The organism is Glutamicibacter arilaitensis (genome assembly GCF_044793945.1).
GTDB classification, from domain to species: domain Bacteria; phylum Actinomycetota; class Actinomycetes; order Actinomycetales; family Micrococcaceae; genus Glutamicibacter; species Glutamicibacter arilaitensis_B.
In genome coordinates this window covers 3,076,245-3,097,940 of sequence record NZ_CP084994.1, presented here as the reverse complement: position 1 = coordinate 3,097,940, position 21,696 = coordinate 3,076,245, and the positions used below count along the sequence as shown (strand labels likewise).

Annotated in this window: 20 protein-coding genes, 1 tRNA gene and 1 riboswitch; of the genes, 14 read left to right on the top strand and 7 right to left on the bottom strand. The window is 60.5% G+C overall.

Annotated elements, in window-relative coordinates:
* The first annotated feature begins 342 nt into the window (after positions 1-342).
* From LG294_RS14550 to LG294_RS14540, 3 genes are read left to right on the top strand one after another with little or no spacing between them, the layout of a single operon-like run.
* Positions 343-465 (top strand): hypothetical protein, encoded by a 123-nt coding sequence (locus LG294_RS14550; RefSeq protein ID WP_404286917.1) that lies wholly within the window; start codon positions 343-345, stop codon positions 463-465.
* Positions 466-471: 6 nt separating this feature from the next.
* The gene (locus LG294_RS14545; RefSeq protein WP_404286915.1) at positions 472-1,194 is read left to right on the top strand and encodes a sirohydrochlorin chelatase; all 723 of its coding nucleotides are present in this window, start codon (positions 472-474) and stop codon (positions 1,192-1,194) included.
* A 56-nt stretch (positions 1,195-1,250) separates the two neighbouring features.
* Positions 1,251-1,919, top strand: coding sequence for an alpha-ketoglutarate-dependent dioxygenase AlkB family protein (locus tag LG294_RS14540; RefSeq protein ID WP_404286913.1), 669 nt, complete (start codon positions 1,251-1,253; stop codon positions 1,917-1,919).
* Positions 1,920-1,923: 4 nt separating this feature from the next.
* Here the strand turns inward: LG294_RS14540 and LG294_RS14535 are convergent, their stop codons facing one another.
* The gene (locus LG294_RS14535) at positions 1,924-2,868 is read right to left on the bottom strand and encodes an endonuclease/exonuclease/phosphatase family protein (RefSeq protein WP_404286911.1); all 945 of its coding nucleotides are present in this window, start codon (positions 2,866-2,868) and stop codon (positions 1,924-1,926) included.
* Positions 2,869-3,039: 171 nt separating this feature from the next.
* Between LG294_RS14535 and LG294_RS14530 the strand changes: the two genes are divergently transcribed.
* Positions 3,040-4,284 carry an MFS transporter gene (locus LG294_RS14530; RefSeq protein ID WP_404286909.1) on the top strand — a complete coding sequence of 415 codons (1,245 nt, stop codon included), beginning with the start codon at positions 3,040-3,042 and terminating at the stop codon, positions 4,282-4,284.
* A 67-nt stretch (positions 4,285-4,351) separates the two neighbouring features.
* On the opposite strand, the gene LG294_RS14525 is transcribed toward LG294_RS14530, so the two are convergent.
* Positions 4,352-4,786, bottom strand: a complete 435-nt coding sequence (locus tag LG294_RS14525; protein WP_404286907.1) for a VOC family protein — start codon at positions 4,784-4,786, stop codon at positions 4,352-4,354.
* Positions 4,787-4,979: 193 nt separating this feature from the next.
* Here LG294_RS14525 and LG294_RS14520 point away from each other — a divergent pair.
* Positions 4,980-5,052, top strand: a tRNA-Ala gene (locus LG294_RS14520).
* A gap of 114 nt (positions 5,053-5,166) precedes the next feature.
* Here the strand turns inward: LG294_RS14520 and LG294_RS14515 are convergent.
* The 3 genes from LG294_RS14515 to LG294_RS14505 form a co-directional block, all read right to left on the bottom strand.
* A complete protein-coding gene (locus tag LG294_RS14515; protein WP_404286905.1) occupies positions 5,167-5,766 on the bottom strand; it encodes an NADPH-dependent FMN reductase in 600 nt (199 codons plus the stop codon).
* A gap of 137 nt (positions 5,767-5,903) precedes the next feature.
* Positions 5,904-6,170 (bottom strand): hypothetical protein, encoded by a 267-nt coding sequence (locus tag LG294_RS14510; protein WP_404286903.1) that lies wholly within the window; start codon positions 6,168-6,170, stop codon positions 5,904-5,906.
* 12 nt (positions 6,171-6,182) lie between these two features.
* The gene (locus LG294_RS14505) at positions 6,183-7,379 is read right to left on the bottom strand and encodes a S8 family serine peptidase (protein ID WP_404286901.1); all 1,197 of its coding nucleotides are present in this window, start codon (positions 7,377-7,379) and stop codon (positions 6,183-6,185) included.
* A 573-nt stretch (positions 7,380-7,952) separates the two neighbouring features.
* Here LG294_RS14505 and LG294_RS14500 point away from each other — a divergent pair.
* Complete coding sequence (locus LG294_RS14500) at positions 7,953-9,836, top strand: BCCT family transporter (protein WP_404286899.1); 1,884 nt, start codon at positions 7,953-7,955, stop codon at positions 9,834-9,836.
* A 199-nt stretch (positions 9,837-10,035) separates the two neighbouring features.
* Entirely contained in the window at positions 10,036-11,250 is a 1,215-nt protein-coding gene (locus tag LG294_RS14495) for an NAD(P)/FAD-dependent oxidoreductase (protein WP_404286897.1), read from the top strand.
* A 240-nt stretch (positions 11,251-11,490) separates the two neighbouring features.
* Here LG294_RS14495 and LG294_RS14490 read toward each other — a convergent pair whose 3' ends face one another.
* Entirely contained in the window at positions 11,491-12,150 is a 660-nt protein-coding gene (locus LG294_RS14490) for a GntR family transcriptional regulator (protein ID WP_404286895.1), read from the bottom strand.
* Between the two features lie 150 nt (positions 12,151-12,300).
* Here LG294_RS14490 and glyA point away from each other — a divergent pair, with 150 nt between their 5' ends.
* The 6 genes from glyA to purU all read left to right on the top strand — a co-directional run bounded on the left by glyA (position 12,301) and on the right by purU (position 19,661).
* A complete protein-coding gene (glyA, locus tag LG294_RS14485; RefSeq protein ID WP_404286893.1) occupies positions 12,301-13,617 on the top strand; it encodes a serine hydroxymethyltransferase in 1,317 nt (438 codons plus the stop codon).
* Between the two features lie 2 nt (positions 13,618-13,619).
* On the top strand, positions 13,620-14,837 hold the full coding sequence (locus LG294_RS14480; RefSeq protein WP_404286891.1) for a sarcosine oxidase subunit beta family protein: 1,218 nt from the start codon (positions 13,620-13,622) through the stop codon (positions 14,835-14,837).
* Between the two features lie 18 nt (positions 14,838-14,855).
* The gene (locus LG294_RS14475) at positions 14,856-15,155 is read left to right on the top strand and encodes a sarcosine oxidase subunit delta (protein ID WP_404286890.1); all 300 of its coding nucleotides are present in this window, start codon (positions 14,856-14,858) and stop codon (positions 15,153-15,155) included.
* The gene (locus LG294_RS14470; protein WP_404286888.1) at positions 15,152-18,055 is read left to right on the top strand and encodes a sarcosine oxidase subunit alpha family protein; all 2,904 of its coding nucleotides are present in this window, start codon (positions 15,152-15,154) and stop codon (positions 18,053-18,055) included. Before LG294_RS14475 ends, LG294_RS14470 begins: the two co-directional genes overlap by 4 nt.
* Positions 18,048-18,668, top strand: coding sequence for a sarcosine oxidase subunit gamma family protein (gene soxG / locus LG294_RS14465; RefSeq protein ID WP_404286886.1), 621 nt, complete (start codon positions 18,048-18,050; stop codon positions 18,666-18,668). The genes LG294_RS14470 and soxG overlap by 8 nt, the downstream gene beginning before the upstream one ends.
* Before the next feature lie 132 nt (positions 18,669-18,800).
* Positions 18,801-19,661, top strand: coding sequence for a formyltetrahydrofolate deformylase (gene purU / locus LG294_RS14460; protein WP_404286884.1), 861 nt, complete (start codon positions 18,801-18,803; stop codon positions 19,659-19,661).
* A gap of 68 nt (positions 19,662-19,729) precedes the next feature.
* Here purU and LG294_RS14455 read toward each other — a convergent pair whose 3' ends face one another.
* Positions 19,730-20,251: a hypothetical protein gene (locus tag LG294_RS14455; RefSeq protein ID WP_404286882.1), complete on the bottom strand. Its 522-nt coding sequence runs from the start codon at positions 20,249-20,251 to the stop codon at positions 19,730-19,732.
* Positions 20,252-20,263: 12 nt separating this feature from the next.
* A riboswitch (SAM riboswitch) is annotated at positions 20,264-20,379 on the bottom strand.
* Positions 20,380-20,670: 291 nt separating this feature from the next.
* Between LG294_RS14455 and LG294_RS14450 the strand changes: the two genes are divergently transcribed.
* On the top strand, positions 20,671-21,570 hold the full coding sequence (locus LG294_RS14450; protein ID WP_404286880.1) for an SGNH/GDSL hydrolase family protein: 900 nt from the start codon (positions 20,671-20,673) through the stop codon (positions 21,568-21,570).
* Positions 21,571-21,696 lie beyond the last annotated feature (126 nt).

Sequence of the window (21,696 nt, the reverse complement as noted above, 5' to 3'; positions counted from 1 at the left end):
GCAGTCGCCGTCAGTTAAGGTTGTTCGTTCGATTGAACGGTTTGACATGGGGAATCAGCTCCACTTGGATCGCGATGGCTCGATGCTGACAACACTATCCAGGAACCTTTACCCAGGAATTTCCCATTTGTTTCCATAGGAATAATTCATACATAAACTAGACGAGATTTATGGGGGTCGTGTTTGAGGTACTTCGCACCGGCATCTGGATGCCACCTGGTGCCGGTGAGAGGGGATTTACCTGGACGCAACAGAAACTTGCGATTAGCTGTAACACGCACTTCGTAGACTGGATTCACCGGCTCGTGAAAACGAGCGTCGAAACTATGAAAGGCAAGACCAATGGGCCTACTCATTGCCCGCGGATCCTGGCAGGCCGACGGAGCCAAGTCGAGCCACCGGCCGAACCAGCCATTATTCGGCTCGGAGCGCGACACCGCCCCGCGAATAGCCGGAGCACGGTAACGCCGCGTGAGCCGGGGATCAACGTCAGACCCGCAAACCGAGTCCTTGGTGGCCGTCTCGCACGGCACCAGCGACCCGGCAGGCCAACAGGCCATCACCGCCTTGGTGAATGAGATCCGCTGCGCGGCCACCGTGGCCGTACACCAGTCATTCGTTGACGTCCAAGAGCCCCGGGCAAGTACGCTGCTCCTCGGGCTGCCGGACAAAGAACCGCACGCGGTCCTCGTGCCGCTGCTGCTTTCGAGGGGCGTGCACGTCGAGCAAGACCTCAGGGAAGCGGCAGCTATTCGGCCCAATACTCGCATTGCGCTGGCCCTCGGCCCGCACCCGTCGCTCGCTCTGGTTATCGAGCACCGACTCGTGCAGGCCGGATGGCTGCCCGGCGAATCTGTCATCCTCGCCGGTGCCGGGACGCGCCTGGCCCAGGGCGTGCATGACTGCCAACAGGTTGCAGGCCTGCTGGCCGACCTGCTGGGCGTGCAGGTCACCGCTGCCTTTGTGGCTGCGGCGGACCCGTCCCTGGCAGTGGCGGTTCTCGCAGCTCGGACTGCGAACCCGCGACAACGCGTGGTCGTTGCCAGCTATCTGTTGGCGCCAGGCTACTTCCAGTCTCTGGTCGAGCAATGCGGTGCAGATTTGGTCAGCGCGCCGTTGCTTGCCGCAGATGCTCCGGTGCCTACCGAATTGGTGAATCTCGCGCTGGAACGATTCACCGCGGCCCAAGCTTAGACCGACACCAGAATCCTCTACTTGCCCGTTGGTGCTAAGCACGGCACAGTGGAAATATGCAGTCGCTCTTTGATGACGGCGCCTTGGAGCGCCGGCCCCACACGGTGCGAGCCGGCGCGGTGCACGTGCCCGGCTGGCTGACCCGCGAGCAGCAAGACTGGATCACCGAACGCTTTCTAGCTTGGGGCAATGGGCCGGTTCCGCCGCATTCCACGCTAGTGAACGGGCACCCGATGAAGGTCAAGACGGTGTGCCTCGGATGGCACTGGGGAAACTACACTTATACGCGCACCGCCGACGACCTCAACGGCCAGCGGGTTCCGCCGATGCCGAACTGGCTCGTGCAGCTGGGGCAGCGAGCGGTGCTTGAAACTACCGGAGACCGAGCCAAAGCGAGGGGGTACGACCCCGACGTGGCGATCATCAATTACTATCCACCCGGCTCGACCATGGGCATGCATCAGGATGCCGAAGAGAAAGTCAATGCGCCGATCGTCTCGTTGTCCATTGGCGAGAGCGCGAACTTCAGATTGGGGAACAATGAGACGCGCACCAAGCCTTATCAAGACGTGCGCTTGGCTTCCGGCGACTTATTTGTCTTTGAAGGCCCTGCCCGTTGGGCCTTCCATGCGGTGACGAAGATCTATCCGGGAACTGCCCCGGCCGACTGGTCGCTGGGCAGCGGCCGAATTAATATCACGCTGCGTGAAACGGGCATGGGCTAAGCCGTCATTCGGAGGCCAGATCGAGAGTGGCAATGACGGCTCGATGATCGGAATCTCCCACTGCCAAAGTGTCCGAGGAGCCGATATCCAGGCCGCGGACCAACACGTGATCAATTCCCAACATGGGCATCGGACGGTTCGGCCAGGTCATCCCAAACCCCCAATGCTCATGTGGCACCTTGTTGAGCTGATTCGAAACCGGCTGGAAATGGCGGTCGGTATTCGTTGCATTGAAGTCGCCCAATGCGATAATTTTCGCGCTTCGATCGGCGGCGAGAGTGCTTCCCAAATTAGCTAGCATCAGGTCTCGCTCCGTGTGTTCCAACGGGCGTGCGGAAGCCACGTGGACCGCGTACACGGTCACGTCCCCGGCATCGGTTCGCACGCGTAGCTGCACAGCCCGCGCCCAACCCAGTCCAAGGTCCAACGGCTGTTCATCGAGGATCTGATACTTGCTGTAGACCCCCACTGTGCCCACGGTGTACTGGTGCGGATGAGTTTCTTTCAGAAGTGCACCGACTTCGCCGGCTTGGCCTTCGCCTAGCTCCTGCAGGCTGATTAGATCCGCTCCCTGCGCGGCGAGGTCTTCTGCGGAGCTAAGCGCCCCATCTTGGTGCACATTCTGTGTGGCAACGGTGAACTTGGCAGCCGGTTCAGGGGCATTCGCTGGCAGAAAAGCTGCGCCAAAGATCCAAGACCAGGCTACCGCCGGCAGCAGGAGCACCAAAAAGGAGATGCGGCCGCGTGCAACTAGCGCCCAGAGGAATAACATTGGGATGCCGAGGCCTAGCCATGGCGCCAAATTGTCCAGAAACAGTCCGAGCCCACCGCGTTCGGGGAAGCTGCGGTGGGCAACTAGCACTATGGTCAGTGCCAAGGACAATAGAACTATCAATAACCGAGCGGCCATTCGGCCGGCGGTGAGGCGATTATGAGCTGCATGGGACATGAGAATTCCACATTGCCACAAGTTCTTCGCCGAGCCGTGGATTGAGCATGGAATACCCGCGTCGAGTTCCGTGTTGAGCACCCGAGAGATATTGTCACTACGATTGATACGGGCGCCAACGTAGCCGTGCCATCAACACACCCGAATCGCAGCAAAGTAAGAGGCCCCCAGATGAACCGTTTAGCGCCCCCAAGGTATTTAGAAGGCAGGACCCTGCTCTTCGCGATTATTGCCCTGGGCATGGGTGGCTTTGGCATCGGTGTCACCGAGTTCGCCATGATGGGTCTGCTTCAAGAAGGCGCCGAAGACTTGAATGTCACGAATTCCCAGATGGGACTCGTGATCAGCACCTACGCTATTGGCGTGGTTGTCGGCGCTCCGCTGTTGACCGCGCTCGCCGCAAAAATCCCGAAAAAGCGTGCTGTGCAGCTATTGATCCTGCTCTTTGCCGTGGCGAACCTTTCCTCATTCTTCGCGCCCGATTATGGCACCATGCTCATAACTCGTTTCCTTTCCGGACTACCTCATGGAGCCTACTTCGGATTAGCGGGTGTGCTGGCAGGTAACTTGGTGCCCGGCAGCATGCGCGGGCGAGCCATCGCCTGGGTAATGCTGGGTCTTTCGGTGGCGAACGTCGGCGGTGTCCCATTGGTGACCCTGTTGGGGCAGGAAGTCGGATGGCGTTCGATGTTCCTCGTTGTCACCGCCGTGGGTTTGCTCACCTTTGCGCTGATCACCGTATTCGTGCCACTACGAAAGGCCGAGGCGGGAGCGAGCATGCGTCGCGAGCTTTCGGCACTCAAAAGCGTGCAGGTCTGGTTGGCTATGGCAACAGGGATCGTGGGCTTCGGCGGGTTCTTTGCGGTCTACTCCTATATTTCCCCAACGCTTACCGACGAAACCGGACTGAACATCGTGCTGGTCCCACTGGCCCTGGCGCTCTACGGGGTGGGCATGGTAGTTGGTTCGTTGATCGGTGGACGATTAGCCGACTGGTCGGTATTTGGGGCGATCAAGTTGGCCAGTGTGCTGATGGTGGTCAGCATGCTGGTGTTCGCCGCCGTTGCCTCGTGGGTGATCCCGACCCTCATCATGGTGTTCGTCCTCGGAAGCGTCGGCTCGCTGTTGATCCCGAGCTTGCAGACGCTATTGATGGATTCGGCCCCTCATGCGCAGTCGTTGGCAGCTTCGCTGAACCACTCGGCGCTGAACGTGGCCAATGCCCTCGGCGCTGCTCTCGGTGCGATAGTGATCACCGCGGGCTTCGGCTACCGGGCCCCATCCGTGGTTGGTGCCGGACTTGCGGCCTTGGGCTTGCTGATCGCTTGGATTACGCAGATCCGTGCGCAGAAGATCGGGCTGGTTATCGGCGCCGCAGCAGTTCTCGAACGGATTGACGAGCAAGAAACACGCTAGACCACCAAAACTGATGGGTGTGGGGCATGGACCCATAGGCCTATGCCCCACACTCAGCTGCAATAGGTTAGCCCTCTTGGCTTCCTACGGCGCCAATGTTGAACATCCAGCACACTCCGAACTTGTCGGTCAGCATGCCAAATGAATCGCCCCAAGGGGCTTTGGCCAAGGGCTCATCGATGCGCGAACCTTCGGAAAGCTTCTCCCACCAGTCCGTAAGCTTCGCTTCGTCGGCTGGGTCGGTCGCATCGTTACTCAGGGCAATCGTGCCGTTTCCGGTCACATTCATTTCCGGCATAGCATCGGCGCCCATCAGGTGCAGCCCGCGATCGACAAACAATGAAGAGTGCATGATCAGGTCGGCGGTGGCAGGATTGCCGTCGTTCATTCCTTCTTGGAATGTCATGGCGGAGTATTCTCCGCCGAAAATGGAGTGGTAGTACTCCATCGCTTCGCGGGCGACGCCGCCGAATTGCAGATAAGGGGTCATAGCTACGGACATTGGGAAGTTACCTTTCGCCGAAGTTCGTAAGACGGATCCGTCCACGAGGCACATTCTTCCACCGGAATTCGTGGATGGGAAGTGTAATTGTGATTAGCCTCTCTGAATGCCGATTGGTATTTATCTGCAGGCTCCGGTAGAGTTATATCTCGGTTCGGAGGTCCAAAAGACCGCAGGAACTAAACCTTCATCTGGGGGTATGGCGCAGTTGGTAGCGCGTCTGCATGGCATGCAGAAGGTCAGGGGTTCGAATCCCCTTACCTCCACAGATTAAAATCCCGGTATCACTTGCATAAAGTGATACCGGGATTTTTTCGCTTAAACCTCCGCAACCCTTCGGCGAATCCGGAAAGGATCTGTCGAATTTACCCGCTGGACAACTAGCCGTGCTGCGGGTTTGGGTCCCCGATATGTCCCTCGGCGGTGGCATCCAGTACACGGGCAACAAATCCCGAGTACTCGCCCATGTAGTGAGTCAGGAATTCGGCCGTCGAATGATTCAACACATTTCCTTCGGCATCAAAGTCTTCCTGATTGAATGCAAGATAAACCTCAGGGGAGTTCAGCTGCGGGGCGTCGAGGAAACTGAGCACGCCACGCATTGAAGACTGCATCACCGCGGTGCCGATGGCGCCCATCGAAGCTCCAACCAGTCCACTGGGTTTGCGGGCGAACGAATTAGTGCCCCACGGACGTGAACCCCAATCGATCGCATTTTTCAATGCACCGGGGATCGAGCGGTTGTATTCGGGGGAAATGAATAAGAGCCCGTCAGATGCTTCGATGGCTCGTTTGAGTTCGACACCAGCAGCAGGGAAATCCTCGTCGTAATCGTAGCTGTAGAGCGGTAGATCCTTGATCGGGATTTCGGTGAATGTCAGGTTTTCCGGGGCCAGCTTGATCAAGGCCTTGGACAACGTACGGTTGATGGAATTCGTGGCTAGCGAACCGACAAAATAGCCGATGTTGTACTGTTTCATGTTCCCAGTTCACCACCAGAGTCCACATCCGTCCAGAGAATTTTGACTAGCAAAATAGCCTCGCACAATTCCCCAAGGCGCAACAGAATAGCGCACGCCTTATACGTGCGCCACTCCGCAACGTCTCAGGTCAGTGACTACTGCAAGGGTTCTTCAGGGTTTGGCAGACGATAAACTTTTTCATCATCTACCGACTGCACCCCTTCGACTTGCTGCAGCTGGGCGCGCAGTTCTTCATCGCCGTGACCGATCACCTGACCCAGCGTGCCAAGTACCTTGTTGATCCGCAGCCCGGAGGCTTCCAGCGAACTGACTACCTGATCGATCCGCGCGGTGTAAGTTGCCGTCACGGTCACGATATAGGTGTGCGAGGACGCTGCCCGATCATCCGATGATTCGCTCATGATCTTTCAGTCCTAAGCTTCGGCCGGTGGTGGAGCTTGGGTGAGGCCTGATCCAACATCTACGGAGAACAGCTCTAGGCGCTTGGCCTCTTGGACGAGCTCGGCCCACAATTCACGTGCCCTGAAGCCGGTGGCCTCGGCAAGTAGCGCAGCGATGCCAGCCACATGCGGCGTAGCCATGGAAGTGCCGCTGATGGTGTTGTATTTCTCGGCTCCGGGCCAAGAGGAATAGATCGCAACGCCGGGACCGGAAGTATCGACCTGCCCGCCGCGACCGGGCAACGTGCGAGCCGAGAAATCGGCAATGCTCAACGTGTTGTCCAGTGCGCCGACCGCCATCACATAAGGACTGTTAGCTGGTGCTCCGACGAAGCCAGGGTTTCCCTGAGAGCGCTGGGCGTTATTACCTGCCGCAGCGATGATCAGCGAGCCGAGTTCCAGCGCCCGGCGCCCAGCGGTGACATAAGGCGGATGGACTTGTTGCACATCGGCCCCCAGAGACATGGAAATCACCTGGCATTCGTTTTCCAATGCCCAGTCGATACCGGCCAGGATGGTTGCGTCGGACCCGGATCCGTCCGAACCAAGCACCTTGCCCGCATAGATATCTGACCCGGAGGCCACTCCGTAGCCGCGGCCATCGGCCAAGGTGCGTGGGCCGCAAGCGGTACCGATGCAGTGGGTTCCATGCCCGTGGCCGTCTTGGGCATCTTCGCCCTCGACAAAGGATTTTGATACCACAGTGCGTCCGGTGAAGTCTGGGTGAGCTAGGTCAAAGCCGGTATCCAAGACAGCTACCTTGATGCCGGCACCGGTGTATTCGGAGTTGACTGCGCCTACCGCTTGCAAACCCCAGGTTGCTTGGTCGGTGTCCTCGAAGGAATCGGTGGGTTGCGGGGTGGGAACTGCCGACAACGCGTGATACACCATCTCGGGCACCACACGGGTAGGCATCCGCCGGCTGGCGCAACGTGCCTGGAACTCGTCGAGTTGCTCGGCGGCGCTACTGACCACGGCGATGCCGAGCCGCGGGAAATACTCGGTCAAGCTATAGCCTTCGGATTCAAGAATCTGTGGGACCTCCTCGGCACGCGCACGGAGTCCGATAGATGTGGACTCTGTCTGTTCGGCCGAATCGAAGACCAGCACATAGCGGCCTGGAATCGGGGTAGCGCTGGATCGGAGAAAGGGAACCTCTGGGGTGAACATGGTCGACTCCTTCAGAACAAGTCAGCTTCCAGCTCCGCGCCGCTGGGTGAATTCATCCGCTGCCGAAGCTGAGGTTACTTAGCACTGTACCGGGCTTGGTGTGCGTGTCACCACGATTTGGAATGAAAGTTTTCGGTCTGCGGACTCCTGGGATGAAATTGTCAAAAGCCCTAGTAATTTGCGGTGGGGCATCGCTCGATACGGATGAGATTAAATTTCGCCTCGAAGCGTGCCGTGCAACTGAGATGAATTTTCTCTCAATAACACGATGTCTGGACTTGCGGATTATGTGCCGGGAGTCAGTGAAAAACTGCGGTAATTCCTATGTGAGATCGTCACTAAAATTTTTCTTCGATTCCGCAAACGTACTTGTCAAGCGATAATCATTGGTCAACCGAAAGAGATTTCGAATTTTCGCACCAGCGGGTGTATCGGAGGGTAGATCGCTTGCCCCGGGGCGCAGAACTTTCATGGATCAAGGGACTAATTTTCCCGACGCCACTTGTATCTTAGTCCGCAACGCATAAGGGTGTTAAAGCATAGGACAACATTCGCAGCGAAGGATAAAGGACGATGACGCGAAATATAGACGAGGTCGAACCTCCCGAGAATCCGGATGAGACCGAAGCGCAAGATCCTGTTTCAGACTCCCCGCATACCGCGCCGATTCCGGTGCATATGCACATCGCAGAGAACGACACCGACGCGCAGATCACTGCAAAGCTGCTGCGCCAGGGCGTGCGCCTGGGCAAGGGCGGGATCGCCCCGGCGGTCTTTTGGCCGGCACTGATCGTAATCCTCGCGGTCGCAATTTTCGCCATTGCGCTGCCGGACGCCGCGGATACAGTATTCAAGGGCGTCCAGAACTGGATCGTAGCGAATCTGGGCTGGTACTACATGCTGATCATCGGCGGATTCGTGGCCCTGGTGATCGCCATCGGCTTCTCGAAGCTTGGCCGGATCACGCTGGGCAATGACGGGGAGAAACCGGAATTCGGTTTGTTCAGCTGGTTCGCGATGCTCTTCGCTGCCGGCATGGGCATCGGTTTGGTCTTCTATGGCGTGGGAGAACCGCTGACCTATGCCACGGTGGACCCGAAGCCGGGCTGGGAAGGTAGCGAAGCGGAAATCTCTGGCCTGGCCATGGCCCAGACCTTCATCCACTGGGGCCTGCATCCTTGGGCCATCTACGCGGTCATCGGTCTGGCCCTGGCCTACGCCATCCACCGCCGCGGCCGTCCGGTCTCGATCCGCTGGGCGCTGGAACCGGTGCTCGGAGACCGAGTCAAGGGCTGGCTGGGCGACGTGATCGACGTGCTGGCCATCTTCGGCACGGTGTTTGGCATCGCGACATCGCTGGGCCTGGGCGTGCAGCAGATCAGCTCGGGGCTGCAGTCCATCGGGCTGGTGGATTCGGTGGACAACACGTTGCTGGTCACCCTCATCGTGGTAATCACCTTCCTGGCCACCATGAGCGTGGTCAGCGGCCTGGGCGCAGGCATCAAGTGGCTCTCGAACATCAACCTGTCCATGGCGGGCCTGCTGATGATCAGCGTGCTGCTGCTGGGACCGACCTTGTTCTTGTTCCAGAATTTCGTGCAGTCCCTGGGCGTGTACCTGGCCAACTGGATGAACATGACCTTCGATGTGGGCGCCTTCCAGCAAGGCGAGGCAGCGCAGACCTGGTTCTCCAGTTGGACGGTGTTCTACTGGGGCTGGTGGATCGCCTGGGCCCCGTTCGTGGGCATCTTCATCGCCCGCATTTCGCGCGGGCGCACCGTGCGCCAGTTCGTCATGGGCGTGCTGCTGGTGCCGACCATCGTCGGGTTCCTCTGGTTCTCGGTGATGGGCGGCGCCGGGCTGTACCGCCAGTTCTTCGGAGCTGGGGACATGGTCCAGGACGGTGCGGTGTCCGCGGAAGGCTCGCTGTTCCAGGTTCTCGAAGCCCTGCCGCTGGGCACGATCCTCTCGGTCATGGCGATCATCCTGGTGGCGATCTTCTTCATCACCTCCTCGGACTCCGGCTCGCTGGTTGTGGACATGCTGGCCTCCGGCGGCCACCCGAACCCGCCAACCTGGTCCCGCGTGCTCTGGGCGGTGCTCGAGGGTCTGCTGGCCGCGGCGCTGCTGATGGCCGGCGGGCTGCAGGCGCTGCAGGCCGGGTCGCTGGCCACGGCGCTGCCTTTCAGCATCATCATGATCCTGATGGCCGTGGCAACGGTCAAGGGGCTGCGCCACGAAAGCCGGACGCTGGAGATCATCGAGGCCAAGATCCGCCTCGAGCGGGTCACCGAACACGTCTCCGACGAGCTGTGGGGCGCACTGGACGACCAGCCGGAACTCCGTCGATATGTTGATGACCGCATTGACTACCGGGTGACGCGCTCGCGTGGCGTTTTTGGCCGACGTGATGAAAGCAGCGGCAAAGGACAACACAAAAAGGGAACCGGGCAGTAGCAAAGGCTCTCGGTAACTTTCAACGTCGGCTGGCGAGCTGACCGCATCTTGCGGTCAGCTCGCCAGCTTTTTCGTTACCAGTAGCTGAACTGCGCAAACCTTGCCAACGGGGCCATCGAAGTGTGAGGATCGAAGAGGTAAGCACTATTAACTGACGGTGGCAGCATGATTTCCGCCGACGGAAGCTAAGGGGTGTTCGATGGGGCAAGAATCAATCGTCATCGTTGGTGCGGGTCTTGCCGCAGCCAGCGCCGTGAAGGAACTGCGTAGCCTAGGGCACGCAGGAGCGATCACCTTGATTGGCGAAGAACAAGAATTGCCCTATGAACGGCCGCCCTTGTCAAAGGGTTACCTCCAGGGCAAGGAGAGGCTCGAAGACTTCACCGTTAATACTGCGCAGTGGTATGAGGAAAATGAGGTAGAGCTGCGGCTCGGGGTGCGGGTTGAAAAAATCGACCGGAAAAACCAGACACTAACGCTCAACGACGGCAGCAACGTCTCTTACGAGCAATTGGTCTTGGCCACCGGTGCCCGCCCAAACCTCGGGGGAGCCCATCCTTTCGCTGGCCATGGACTACCTGGTGTGCACGTATTGCGCACCGTCGAGCAGGCACATGCACTGCGCGAATCACTGACCGAAGACACACAACTCGCAGTGATAGGTTCGGGCTGGATCGGCATGGAGGCCGCAGCGAGCGCGCGCTCCCGGGGAGCTCGCGTCACCGTGTACTCCCCGGACGAAGTCCCGCTTGGCAAAGTCTTCGGAGAACGCTTCGGACATCACCTGCTAGAACTGCATCAGCGCAATGGGGTGGATGTACGCACAGGCACCCAGGTCGAGGCGATACAAGAAACCGACGGGCACCTGGAGATAGTCAGCAGCGCCGGAACCAGCCGCGCCGACGTGGTGCTCCTTGCTATCGGTGCGGTCCCGAATATCGAACTAGCACAGCAGGCGGGACTGGAGATCGACCGCGGGGTGATTGTCGATGCTGCACTGCGTAGCTCGGATCCGAGGATCCTCGCCATCGGAGACATCGCACAGGCTTTCAACAGCTCATTGCGCCGGCAATTGCGGGTAGAGCACTGGGATAACGCCATCCGCCAAGGCAAGCTCGCCGCCGCGACGCTGGCTGGGAAGGACGCAAGCTACGATTGGGCTCCCTACTTCTTCACCGACCAGTTCGATTTGGGTATGGAATATGTCGGCTATGCGGCGCCGGAGGACACCACCGTGGTGCGCGGGGACACTGAATCGGGGGAGTTCATCGTCTTCTGGTTGGACGGCGGAAGGCTCACCGCAGCGATGAATGTGAACATCTGGGACGTAAACGAGACCTTGCGCGGGCTACTTGGAAAGAGCATCGCTCCGGAACGACTCGCCGATCAGTCGGTGGAGCTGGGCGAGCTCTGAGCCTCGCTGCGTAATTGCTCGGAGCGCCGGAGCAACGGTGGGACCCGGAGGGAGAGAGATCCGCTGTCCCCGGCGAACACCGATTCTCCGGAGCGCAGTTCGCAGGATTTCGCGCCCATCGGCATGCGTCCGGATCGCGGTGTCGGGCGCACCCGAGACCACCGGGCGGGGGATCACCCAGGTTCCGAATAGCGCCCGGAAACCCGTCGTGCCAGTCCAGATGGTGATGCAACAGTTGAGCTAGAGGACCGCGCGCACCGATGACTCGAAATGAACGATATGCTCCAGCGCCAGGTTCTCGGCGGCCTGAACGTCGCCGTCAAGAATGGCCTGGAGCAAATAGGCATGCTCTGAAATGTGCTCATCAACCGTAGGCAGCCGATTCAGTGTCATGCACCAGATCCGCGTGGCTAGGTTGTCCAGCCGAATGAGCGTTTCTTCGAGGTGGTGATTGCCGGCGGCGCGATAGATCAAGCGGTGCACCTGGAGATCGTTCTCCATCAGCTCGCGGCGCGCGTTGTTGGAGTTCAATGCGCCGACCGCCATGATGGTTTCTTGCATCTGAAGGCGGGCGACTCCGCCATTCAGCGCGGCGGCTTTTCCTGCCGCCAGAGGTTCCAGTGCCTGGCGTACTTCGGTGATATCTGCCAGTTCGGTAATATCCACGCGCGTGGCGAAGGTTCCACGGCGCGAGTAGGACTGCACGAGATGGTCGACTTCCAGGCGCTTGAGTGCCTCGCGCAGTGGGGTGCGCCCAATGCCAAGTTCTTCGGCTAGCTGGCCTTCGTTGATAGGGTCGCCCGGAGCGATATCCATCATGATGAGCCGATCGCGCAGTAGCAGATAAGCGCGTTCGGCCATTGACTCGGCGCCAGCAATAAGTTGAGCGGTCGTGGTCATCTTGTCCTCCGTTTTCCCGGCGTTATTGCACGGAATGCTATGTGCCAAAAAAATTACAGCTAACCCATTGACCGAGGTGTGACTCTCATCATACAGTGAATCACATATTGATATATCAGTTGTCGGCAATTCATACATTTAGGAATGGCAATGACTCAAACTACATCCCTTGCAGCAGACTCGCTGACCGAGGATCTCGGGATCCTTGATCCAGAGATTGCGCAGCGTATCGATGCCGAGTTGGCTCGTCAGCAGCGTGGCTTGGAAATGATCGCGTCGGAGAACCACACCGCGCAGGCGGTAATGCAGGCGCAGGGTTCGGTGCTGACTAACAAGTACGCCGAAGGCTACCCGGGCCGCCGTTACTACGGTGGGTGTGAAGAGGTTGACGTTGTTGAGACGCTGGCTATCGACCGTTTGAAGGCACTGTTCGGTGCGGAGTTCGCGAACGTTCAGCCGCATTCCGGTGCTCAGGCTAACGCTTCGGTGTTCCACGCGTTGGTTCGCCCGGGCGATACCGTGATGGGCCTGAATTTGGCTCACGGTGGTCACCTGACTCACGGGATGAAGATCAACTTCTCGGGTCGTTTGTTCAACATCGTTCCTTACGGTGTGAACGAAGAGACCTACGAGGTCGACATGGACGAGGTCGAACGCCTTGCTGTGGAGAGCCAGCCGAAGATGATTGTGGCTGGTTGGTCTGCGTATCCTCGTCAGCTGGACTTCGCTCGTTTCCGCGAGATCGCTGACAAGGTCGGCGCGTACTTGTTCGTGGATATGGCGCACTTTGCTGGTCTGGTTGCTGCTGGTTTGCACCCATCGCCAGTGCCTCACGCACACGTGGTCACTTCGACCACGCACAAGACTCTTGCTGGTCCTCGTGGTGGCATTATTTTGACTAATGATGCTGATATTGCCAAGAAGATCAATTCGGCGGTGTTCCCTGGTCAGCAGGGTGGTCCGTTGGAGCATGTGATTGCTGGTAAGGCGGTGGCCTTCAAGATTGCTGCCTCACAGGAGTTCAAGGAGCGTCAGGAGCGTACGTTGGCTGGGTCGCGGATTTTGGCTGAGCGTTTGACTCAGGCTGATGTGGCTGCCAAGGGCATCAGTGTGTTGACTGGTGGCACCGATGTGCATTTGGTGCTGGTGGACCTGCGTAATTCGGAGTTGGATGGCCAGCAGGCTGAGGATTTGTTGGCGCAGGTGGAGATCACGGTGAATCGTAATGCGGTGCCGTTTGATCCGCGTCCGCCGATGGTGACTTCTGGTTTGCGTATTGGTACTCCGGCGTTGGCGACTCGTGGTTTCTCTGAGGCTGCGTTTGCTGAGGTTGCGGAGATTATTGCGCAGACGTTGATTGCTGGTGCTGATGGTAATACTGGTGTGTTGCCTGAGTTGAAGGATCGTGTTCTGGGCCTTGCGCAGGCGCACCCGCTGTACCCAAACTTGAAGAAGATTGGAGCATAATCATGGCTGATCTGCTTCCCGAGCACCCAGAATTTCTCTGGAATAACCCGGACCCCAAAAAATCCTACGATGCCGTAATTGTCGGCGGCGGCGGGCACGGACTTGCTACTGCCTACTACCTGGCCAAGAACCACGGCATGACCAATATCGCGGTGTTGGAAAAGGGGTGGCTGGCCGGCGGAAACATGGCCCGCAACACCACCATTATCCGTTCGAACTACTTGTGGGATGAATCAGCAGGCATCTACGAGCACTCCCTGAAGCTCTGGGAGCAGCTGCCCGAAGAACTTGAATACGACTTCCTCTTCTCCCAGCGCGGTGTCATGAACTTGGCCCACACCCTGGGGGACGTGCGCGAATCGGTGCGTCGCGTCGAAGCGAACCAGCTCAATGGGGTCGACGCCGAATGGCTCACCCCGGACCAGGTCAAGGAAGCCTGCCCGATCATCAATACCAGTGATGACATCCGCTACCCGGTCATGGGAGCCACCTGGCAGCCACGTGCAGGCATCGCCAAGCACGACCACGTTGCCTGGGCCTTCGCCCGCAAATGCAACGAAATGGGCGTAGACCTGATCCAGAATTGCGAAGTCACTGGAATCATCAAGGACGGCAACAGGGTCACCGGTGTGAAAACCAACCGCGGCACCATCCTGGCAGGCAAGGTCGCCCTGGCTAGTGCAGGGCACTCCTCGGTAGTGGCCGAAATGGCTGGCGTGGATCTGCCCATCCAGTCCCACCCATTGCAGGCATTGGTCTCCGAACTCTTCGAACCGGTCCACCCAACGGTGGTCATGTCCAACCACATCCACGTCTACGTCTCCCAGGCGCATAAGGGCGAACTAGTCATGGGCGCGGGCATCGATTCATACAACGGGTACGGCCAGCGCGGTGCGTTCCACGTCATCGAGGAACAGATGGCGGCCTCCGTGGAACTCTTCCCGATCTTCGCACGAGCCCACGTGCTACGTACCTGGGGCGGCATCGTGGACACCACCATGGACGCCTCACCGATCGTTTCCAAGACCCCGGTCGAGAACCTCTACGTCAACTGCGGCTGGGGAACCGGCGGCTTCAAGGGCACCCCGGGCGCAGGCTGGACCTTCGCCCACACCATCGCCAACGATGAGCCGCACAAGCTGAACGCACCTTTCTCGCTGGAACGCTTCGAAACCGGCCACCTCATCGACGAACACGGCGCCGCAGCCGTGGCCCACTAGGAACAGGGGAACCAACTCATGATGCTGATTGACTGCCCGAACTGCGGGCCACGCAACGAAACAGAATTCAAATTCGGGGGACAGGCCCACGTCGCCTACCCGGCAGATCCACATTCGCTCAGCGATAGGCAGTGGGCACAGTACCTGTTCTACCGCAAGAACCCCAAGGGCATCAACGCCGAACGCTGGGTCCACGCAACCGGCTGCCGCAAGTGGTTCAACGCCCTGCGCGACACCGTCACCTACGAATTCAAGGCCATCTACCGGGTCGGCGAAGCACGCCCGGTACAAGAGAACATTGCGGAAGGCACCCGATGAGCAACACCGGTTCATACCGTTTGAACGCTGCGCACGCAGCCTGCGCCAGGGTGGACTTCGAGCAGAACCTCGACGTCACCTTAAACGACCAGCCGCTGGCGGCCCTGCGCGGTGACAGCCTGGCCAGCGCCATGCTCGCCTCCGGCATCCGCAGGGTAGGGGACTCGCTGTACCTGAATCGTCCGCGCGGCATCTTCGCCGCCGGGGTCGAGGAGCCCAACGCGCTGGTCCACGTCAACGCCCGCCACACCAAGGACGTCGGCGAATCAATGCTGGCAGCTCCCGTGGTCACCGCGGTCAATGGCCTCAGCGCGCGCACCCTCTCTGGTCTGGGCGCGATGGATCCGGCCAAAGACGAGGCCTACTACGACCACGTGCATGTGCACACCGACGTGCTGATTGTCGGTTCCGGCCCGGCGGGCCTGGCCGCGGCCCGTGAAGCCACGCGCAGCGGAGCCCGCGTGCTGCTGCTCGACGAGCGCTCCGAAGCCGGCGGACGCCTGCTGGACTGCGCAGCGGAACAGATCGACGGCATCGACGCACGGGAATGGGTCGCGCAAACCACCGCAGAGCTGTCGGTGGCTGAAGAAACCACGCACCTGCAGCACACCACGGTGCTTGGCAGCTACGATGCGAACTACGTGATCGCCGTGCAGCGCCGCACCGCGCACCTGGATGCGGCCCCGGCTGACGGTGTGTCGCGCGAACGCATCTGGCATATCCGCGCCGGGCAGATCGTGCTGGCCACCGGTGCCCACGAACGCCCGCTGGTCTTCGAGAACAACGATCGCCCCGGCATCATGCTCGCCGGCGCGGTCCGCTCTTACCTGAACCGCTACGCTGTGCGCGTTGGCCGGCAGATCATGGTGGCCACCACCAACGACTCGGTCTACCCGCTGGTCGCCGAGCTGGCCGCCAGCGGTTCGGTGGTGGCAGTCATCGACGCGCGCGAGAACGTTTCGGCCGCCGCCGCCGAGGCCGTCGGCGCCGGGGTTCGGGTGATCACCGGATCGGTGGTCGTGGACACCGAGGCGGGCAGCAACGGCGAGCTGTCCGCCGCCTGGGTTGCCAGCTTGGACGCGGCGAACAACATCGGCGAAGCCACCCGCTTCGAGGTGGACACCTTAGCCGTCTCCGGCGGCTTCAACCCGGTGGTGCACCTGCACTCCCAGCGCCAGGGCAAGCTGGTGTGGGACAGTACCGTGCATGCATTCCTGCCCGATGCCGCCGTGGCCAACCAGCACCTGGCCGGGTCGCTGACCGGACGCTTCGACACCGCCGGGGCACTGTCCACAGGTGCCGCGGCAGGTGCCGCGGCGGCCACTGCCGCGGGCTTTGAAACCATCGCCCGGGTGCCCGAAGCCATCGAGGTGACGTTGGGCGAAACCCGCCCGGTGTGGCTGATCGCCTCGCGCTTTGGTGAAGACGCGGAGCATTACAAGTTCCACTTCGTGGACCTGCAACGCGACCAGACCGTCGCCGAGGTGTTGCGCTCCACAGGGGCAGGCATGCGTTCGGTGGAGCACATCAAGCGCTACACCTCGATCTCCACCGCCAACGACCAGGGCAAGACCTCCGGGGTGGCAGCGATCGGAGTGATCGCCGCAGTGCTGGGCATTGAAAACCCCGCAGAAATCGGCACCACCACCTTCCGCGCCCCCTATACGCCGGTGTCCTTCGTGGCACTGGCGGGGCGTAACCGCGGTCAACTGCTGGATCCGGCGCGCATCACCGCGATGCACTCCTGGCACCTTGCCCAGGGAGCCGAATTCGAAGACGTCGGCCAGTGGAAGCGCCCGTGGTACTACCCGCAACCAGGTGAAACCATGGACGCGGCGGTCTACCGCGAATGCGCTGCGGTGCGCGAATCGGTGGGCATGCTCGACGCCAGCACACTGGGCAAAATCGAAATCCGCGGCAAGGACGCGGCGGAGTTCCTGAACCGCATCTACACCAACGGCTACTCCAAGCTGAAGGTCGGGATGGGCCGCTACGGCGTCATGTGCAAGGCCGACGGCATGATCTTCGACGACGGGGTGACCCTGCGCCTGGGGCAGGATCGTTTCCTGATGCACACCACCACCGGTGGCGCCGCGGATGTGCTGGACTGGATGGAAGAATGGGCGCAGACCGAATGGCCTGAGCTGGATGTGGTGTTCACTTCGGTGACCGAGCAGCTGGCCACCGTCGCGGTGGTCGGCCCGAATTCCCGCGCGGTGATCGCCAAGCTGGCCCCGAACCTGGACGTGTCCAACGAGGCCTTCAAATTCATGGCCTTCGAGGACACCACGCTGGCCAACGGTATTGCCGCCCGGATCAGCCGAATCTCCTTCTCCGGCGAGCTGGCCTTCGAAATCGCCGTGCCAAGCTGGTACGGGCTGCGTACCTGGGAAGCGGTGTACGCTGCCGGCCAGGAATACAACATCACCCCGTATGGCACCGAAACCATGCACGTGCTGCGCGCTGAGAAGGGCTTCATCATCGTCGGGCAGGACACCGACGGAACGGTGACCCCGCAGGATGCCGGCATGGAATGGGTGGTCTCCAAGGTCAAGGACTTCATCGGCAACCGCTCCTACAGCCGCCAGGACAACCAGCGCGAGGACCGCAAGCAGCTGGTCTCCGTGCTGCCGGTGGACAAGTCCCTGCGCCTGCCAGAAGGCGCGGCCCTGGTGTCGGCTCAGGCCCTGGCAGAAAACGGGATCACCCCCATGGAAGGCTGGGTCACCAGCTCGTACAATTCCCCGGCATTGGGTCGCACCTTTGGCCTGGCACTGATCAAGAATGGGCGCAATCGCATTGGCGAAGTGCTCAAAACCCCGTACGGCGGCCAACTGGTCGACGTCGTGGTCTCCGAAACCGTACTCTACGACCCGGAAGGCAGCCGCCGAGATGGCTAAGCACAGTGTTATCGAACCAACCACCGAGCTGCGCCGCTCGCCGGCGGCGCACCTGGAGAAGACGATGGCCGCGGCCACCGTCGCCGGGGAACGCGGCGTATCATTACGCGAGATTTCTTTCGCCACCCAGGTCTCGCTGCGTGCGGTTCCCGGTAGCTCAGCGCACCGGAGCCTCGCCGCAGCCACTGGCGTGGGACTGCCCTCCTCGGTAGGCGAAGTCGCCGGGAACGTGGAAAGCACCGCGGTATTGTGGCTGGCGCCGGATGAATTTGCGGTCTTCAACGCCGCCGGCGAAGAATTCACCACCGAGCTGCTCGAAGCCCTGGGCGAGGAATCAGGCCAAGTCACCGACCTCTCGGCGAATCGCACGGTATTGGAGCTGACCGGGGAAGCGGCATCGTTGGTGCTGCGCAAGAGCTGCCCGGCCGATCTGCATCCGCGCAGCTTCGCGGTCAACCAGGCGATCACCACCACGCTCGCGAACGTGCCGATTCTGCTCTGGCGCACCGGGCAAAACAGCTGGTACCTGATGCCGCGTGCCTCGTTCACCGAACACGTGGTGCACTGGCTGGTCGACGCAATGGCCGAGTTCGCATCCGAACCGGTAATCTAGCCACAGAACGATCATGAATGCCCGGCCTCGGCCGAGTGCTAGAAGGCTTCTGGCGGGCCGGTCCATTTTCGGACCGGCCCGCCAGCACGCCACGACCCGGATTCAATGTTGAACCACGGAAGGATTCCCGCAATGGGCGAACAAATCCGACATGTGCTGACCCTGCAATGCCCCGAGGGCATGGGCATCGCACACGATGTCACCGGCTTTTTGGTGAAGCATGCGCGCACCATCGTCGAACTGAAGCAGTACGACGACATGTCCGCCGAACGCTTGTTCATGCGCGTGGACTTCGCCGGCGAAGCCGTGCCCGGGCTGCTGGAGAAGATGCGCGAGGAATTCGCTCCTATCGCCGCCGAAAGGCAGATGGACTGGCAGCTGCGCGAACGCGGCACCCGCACCAAGGTGCTGATCATGGTCTCCAAATTTGAGCACTGCCTCAACGACCTGCTGCACCGCGCGCATACCGGGGCCTTGCCCATCGAAGTGGTCGGCGTGGTCTCCAACCACCCGGATCACCGTTCGCTGGTGGAATGGCATCAGGTTCCCTTCCACCACATCCCGGTCACCAAGGACACCAAGCCGGCCGCCGAAGCAAAGCTGATGCAGGTCATCGATGCTACTGGCACCGAATTGGTGGTGCTTGCCCGCTATATGCAGATCTTCTCCGACGAGCTCTCCAATAAGCTCTCGGGACGCACGATCAACATCCACCACTCCTTCCTGCCCTCCTTCAAGGGCGCCAAGCCGTATCACCAGGCGTGGGACCGCGGGGTCAAAACCGTCGGCGCCACCGCGCACTACGTGAACGCCGAGCTGGACGAGGGTCCGATCATCGCCCAGCAGGTCCAGGAAGTGGACCACACCTATACCGCCGAGGACCTGGTGGTCGCCGGACGCGACACCGAGGCGAAGGCGCTGTCCAACGCCGTGCGCTGGCACTGCGAAGGACGCGTGTTCCTCTGGGGCAACCGCACCGTCGTGCTGCGCTAAGCCAACGGCCATCATGCGTGCCCGGCTGACGAAGCCGAGCACGCATGATGGTTCCCCGCCAGGGGATTCTAGTGCGCCGCTGGGCCGCACTGCGTGGTGATAAAACGGCTCAATGCCCACTTCGGACCGAGCTTCTGGAACAGGTAGGGGAAATCCGCCCACTGCTCGGGAATAAGATTTTGCCCATTCATGCCCCACTGGCCGCCGTCCGCATTCAAGCATCGCAGCCTGTCGTGAATCCGGTATTCAGCCTCGAGATCCGCCGCCCGCCGCAGCGCATCCTCGATGGCCGACGGAAGCAAGGCAAGAATCAACGCGAACAATTCCGGGCTCACCCCGGCCTTTTCCCACCGTGCGGCGTAGTCGCGCCAAATATCCACGCGCAGCGTCCCGGTGCCATGAAGCAACCCGCGGCTGGCCAAATTATGGCCCATGAACTGCGCGAAATTTCCGGCGTAGGTCCCGGGTGGGTTGTAGGGATGGTCCAAGAGCACCCCGGTCCACCGCCGCTCCCAGGCAAGCCGCGAGCCCTTGGCTGCTAGTTCGGTTATTGGCAGGCCATAGGCGTCAAGCTGTTCGGTGTGAGACATATTTGCTTCCCTTTCATCGACTTGTCTGCGGATGCTCACCGCGGACCGGTTCTTCCTCTGGGGCACCCCGCTCGCTGAGGAGGGTTGCCGCGCAACTAGCCAGGTACTTGACGCTGCGACTCTTGAACCTGCTGACCACGCTAGAACAGCGAACCGACACTTTAGCGCTGGCCGTATCTCGCGCGTTCCATGTCCCTCGCCGAAGGCCTTCACCGGTGAGCACCTTCGGCGTAGGATATGGCACACGTAGTGCGCGCAATCCGGTCCTGAGCTCGGCCCGGTGGCGGCTTCTTATCTTGGGGATGAAGGCCGCGGATTCCTGCCCTTGAGGGCACGAACCTCCATGGCGACCCGTCCTAACGGGTTTTTTGCGCTGTGTTCCACGCATAGCGCGCAGGATGGAAACAGGGGACATTCCAATGAATGGCAAGAAGAAATCCAGATTTTTGGCTCTCACCACCGCTGCCTTGGCGGGAGTGGCGCTGATGCTGGCCGGCATGGCACCGGCCTCGGCGCTGGTGCCAACTTCGCGATCCGGCGATTCGGAGACCATCAACTACGTCAACCTCGGCGACTCCTACTCGGCGGGCTTCGGCTCGGGAAACATTAAACCCGGGCCTTTCCCGGATTGCCTGCAAACCACAGGGGCAACTCACGTCACCATGATCGACGCGCTACGCGGCGTGCAACTAACCGCAGATGCCGCCTGTGCAGGTCTGAACACAGCGCAGATTACGGCTACTGCTGCCGCGATAGCCCCGCAACTGGCGCAAGCAGATCTGGTCACTCTCAGTTTGGGCGGAAATAATCTCCAGTGGGGGCAAACGGTCGCGGCCTGCAGCACCCAGGGCACCGCCGCGAGCTGCCAGCAGATGCTCAAGCTTGGCTACGCCTCCATGCCTGCCCTGCGCTCCGAGGTCAGCGCCACGTTGCAGCACATCGATGCGGCAACTCGCGCAAAGATCCTGGTTGTGGGGTATCCGCAGTTATTCACCACTTCTAATGGCGACCAACCGCTGATCACGGCCCGCAACGCCCGGGAGCTGAACAAGCTGGGGGATACGCTGAACCGGAATATCAAGAAGGCCACCAAGGGTTCGGACGTGTCTTTCGTTTCGGTCACCGGCGCATTTAAGAACCACGGACTGGGTGCCGCGGATTCCTGGATCAGCTTTAATCTGGCGAACCTCGCCGATCCATTTAACCTGCATCCGACGAGCACCGGCTACCAGGAGGGCTACTACCCGGCAGTCAAACGCCATATCAACCTGAAAAAGCTGGCGCACAACCAGGAACGCCAGAATAGGTATTCGCGTTAGTTGCACCAGCAACGCTAACTTGGACGGCGAGCACTGCGGGTCCCGAAAACGCTCGGGGCCCGCAATCGCGTGCCCTTGCGGAAAACCATCCTGACCGGACAGCTTGCTGACTGCGGATCGCGAAAC

Bases quoted from the DNA above. Each gene is read 5' to 3' on its own strand.
- LG294_RS14525 (WP_404286907.1), bottom strand. From the start codon at position 4,786: ATGTCCGTAGCTATGACCCCTTATCTGCAATTCGGCGGCGTCGCCCGC.
- LG294_RS14455 (WP_404286882.1), bottom strand. From the start codon at position 20,251: ATGTCTCACACCGAACAGCTTGACGCCTATGGCCTGCCAATAACCGAA.
- LG294_RS14480 (WP_404286891.1), top strand. From the start codon at position 13,620: ATGGCTGATCTGCTTCCCGAGCACCCAGAATTTCTCTGGAATAACCCG.
- LG294_RS14510 (WP_404286903.1), bottom strand. From the start codon at position 6,170: ATGAGCGAATCATCGGATGATCGGGCAGCGTCCTCGCACACCTATATC.
- LG294_RS14470 (WP_404286888.1), top strand. From the start codon at position 15,152: ATGAGCAACACCGGTTCATACCGTTTGAACGCTGCGCACGCAGCCTGC.
- LG294_RS14515 (WP_404286905.1), bottom strand. From the start codon at position 5,766: ATGAAACAGTACAACATCGGCTATTTTGTCGGTTCGCTAGCCACGAAT.
- LG294_RS14530 (WP_404286909.1), top strand. From the start codon at position 3,040: ATGAACCGTTTAGCGCCCCCAAGGTATTTAGAAGGCAGGACCCTGCTC.
- purU (WP_404286884.1), top strand. From the start codon at position 18,801: ATGGGCGAACAAATCCGACATGTGCTGACCCTGCAATGCCCCGAGGGC.
- LG294_RS14475 (WP_404286890.1), top strand. From the start codon at position 14,856: ATGATGCTGATTGACTGCCCGAACTGCGGGCCACGCAACGAAACAGAA.
- glyA (WP_404286893.1), top strand. From the start codon at position 12,301: ATGACTCAAACTACATCCCTTGCAGCAGACTCGCTGACCGAGGATCTC.
- LG294_RS14495 (WP_404286897.1), top strand. From the start codon at position 10,036: ATGGGGCAAGAATCAATCGTCATCGTTGGTGCGGGTCTTGCCGCAGCC.
- LG294_RS14450 (WP_404286880.1), top strand. From the start codon at position 20,671: ATGAATGGCAAGAAGAAATCCAGATTTTTGGCTCTCACCACCGCTGCC.
- LG294_RS14500 (WP_404286899.1), top strand. From the start codon at position 7,953: ATGACGCGAAATATAGACGAGGTCGAACCTCCCGAGAATCCGGATGAG.
- LG294_RS14490 (WP_404286895.1), bottom strand. From the start codon at position 12,150: ATGACCACGACCGCTCAACTTATTGCTGGCGCCGAGTCAATGGCCGAA.
- LG294_RS14505 (WP_404286901.1), bottom strand. From the start codon at position 7,379: ATGTTCACCCCAGAGGTTCCCTTTCTCCGATCCAGCGCTACCCCGATT.
- soxG (WP_404286886.1), top strand. From the start codon at position 18,048: ATGGCTAAGCACAGTGTTATCGAACCAACCACCGAGCTGCGCCGCTCG.
- LG294_RS14550 (WP_404286917.1), top strand. From the start codon at position 343: ATGGGCCTACTCATTGCCCGCGGATCCTGGCAGGCCGACGGAGCCAAG.
- LG294_RS14535 (WP_404286911.1), bottom strand. From the start codon at position 2,868: ATGTCCCATGCAGCTCATAATCGCCTCACCGCCGGCCGAATGGCCGCT.
- LG294_RS14540 (WP_404286913.1), top strand. From the start codon at position 1,251: ATGCAGTCGCTCTTTGATGACGGCGCCTTGGAGCGCCGGCCCCACACG.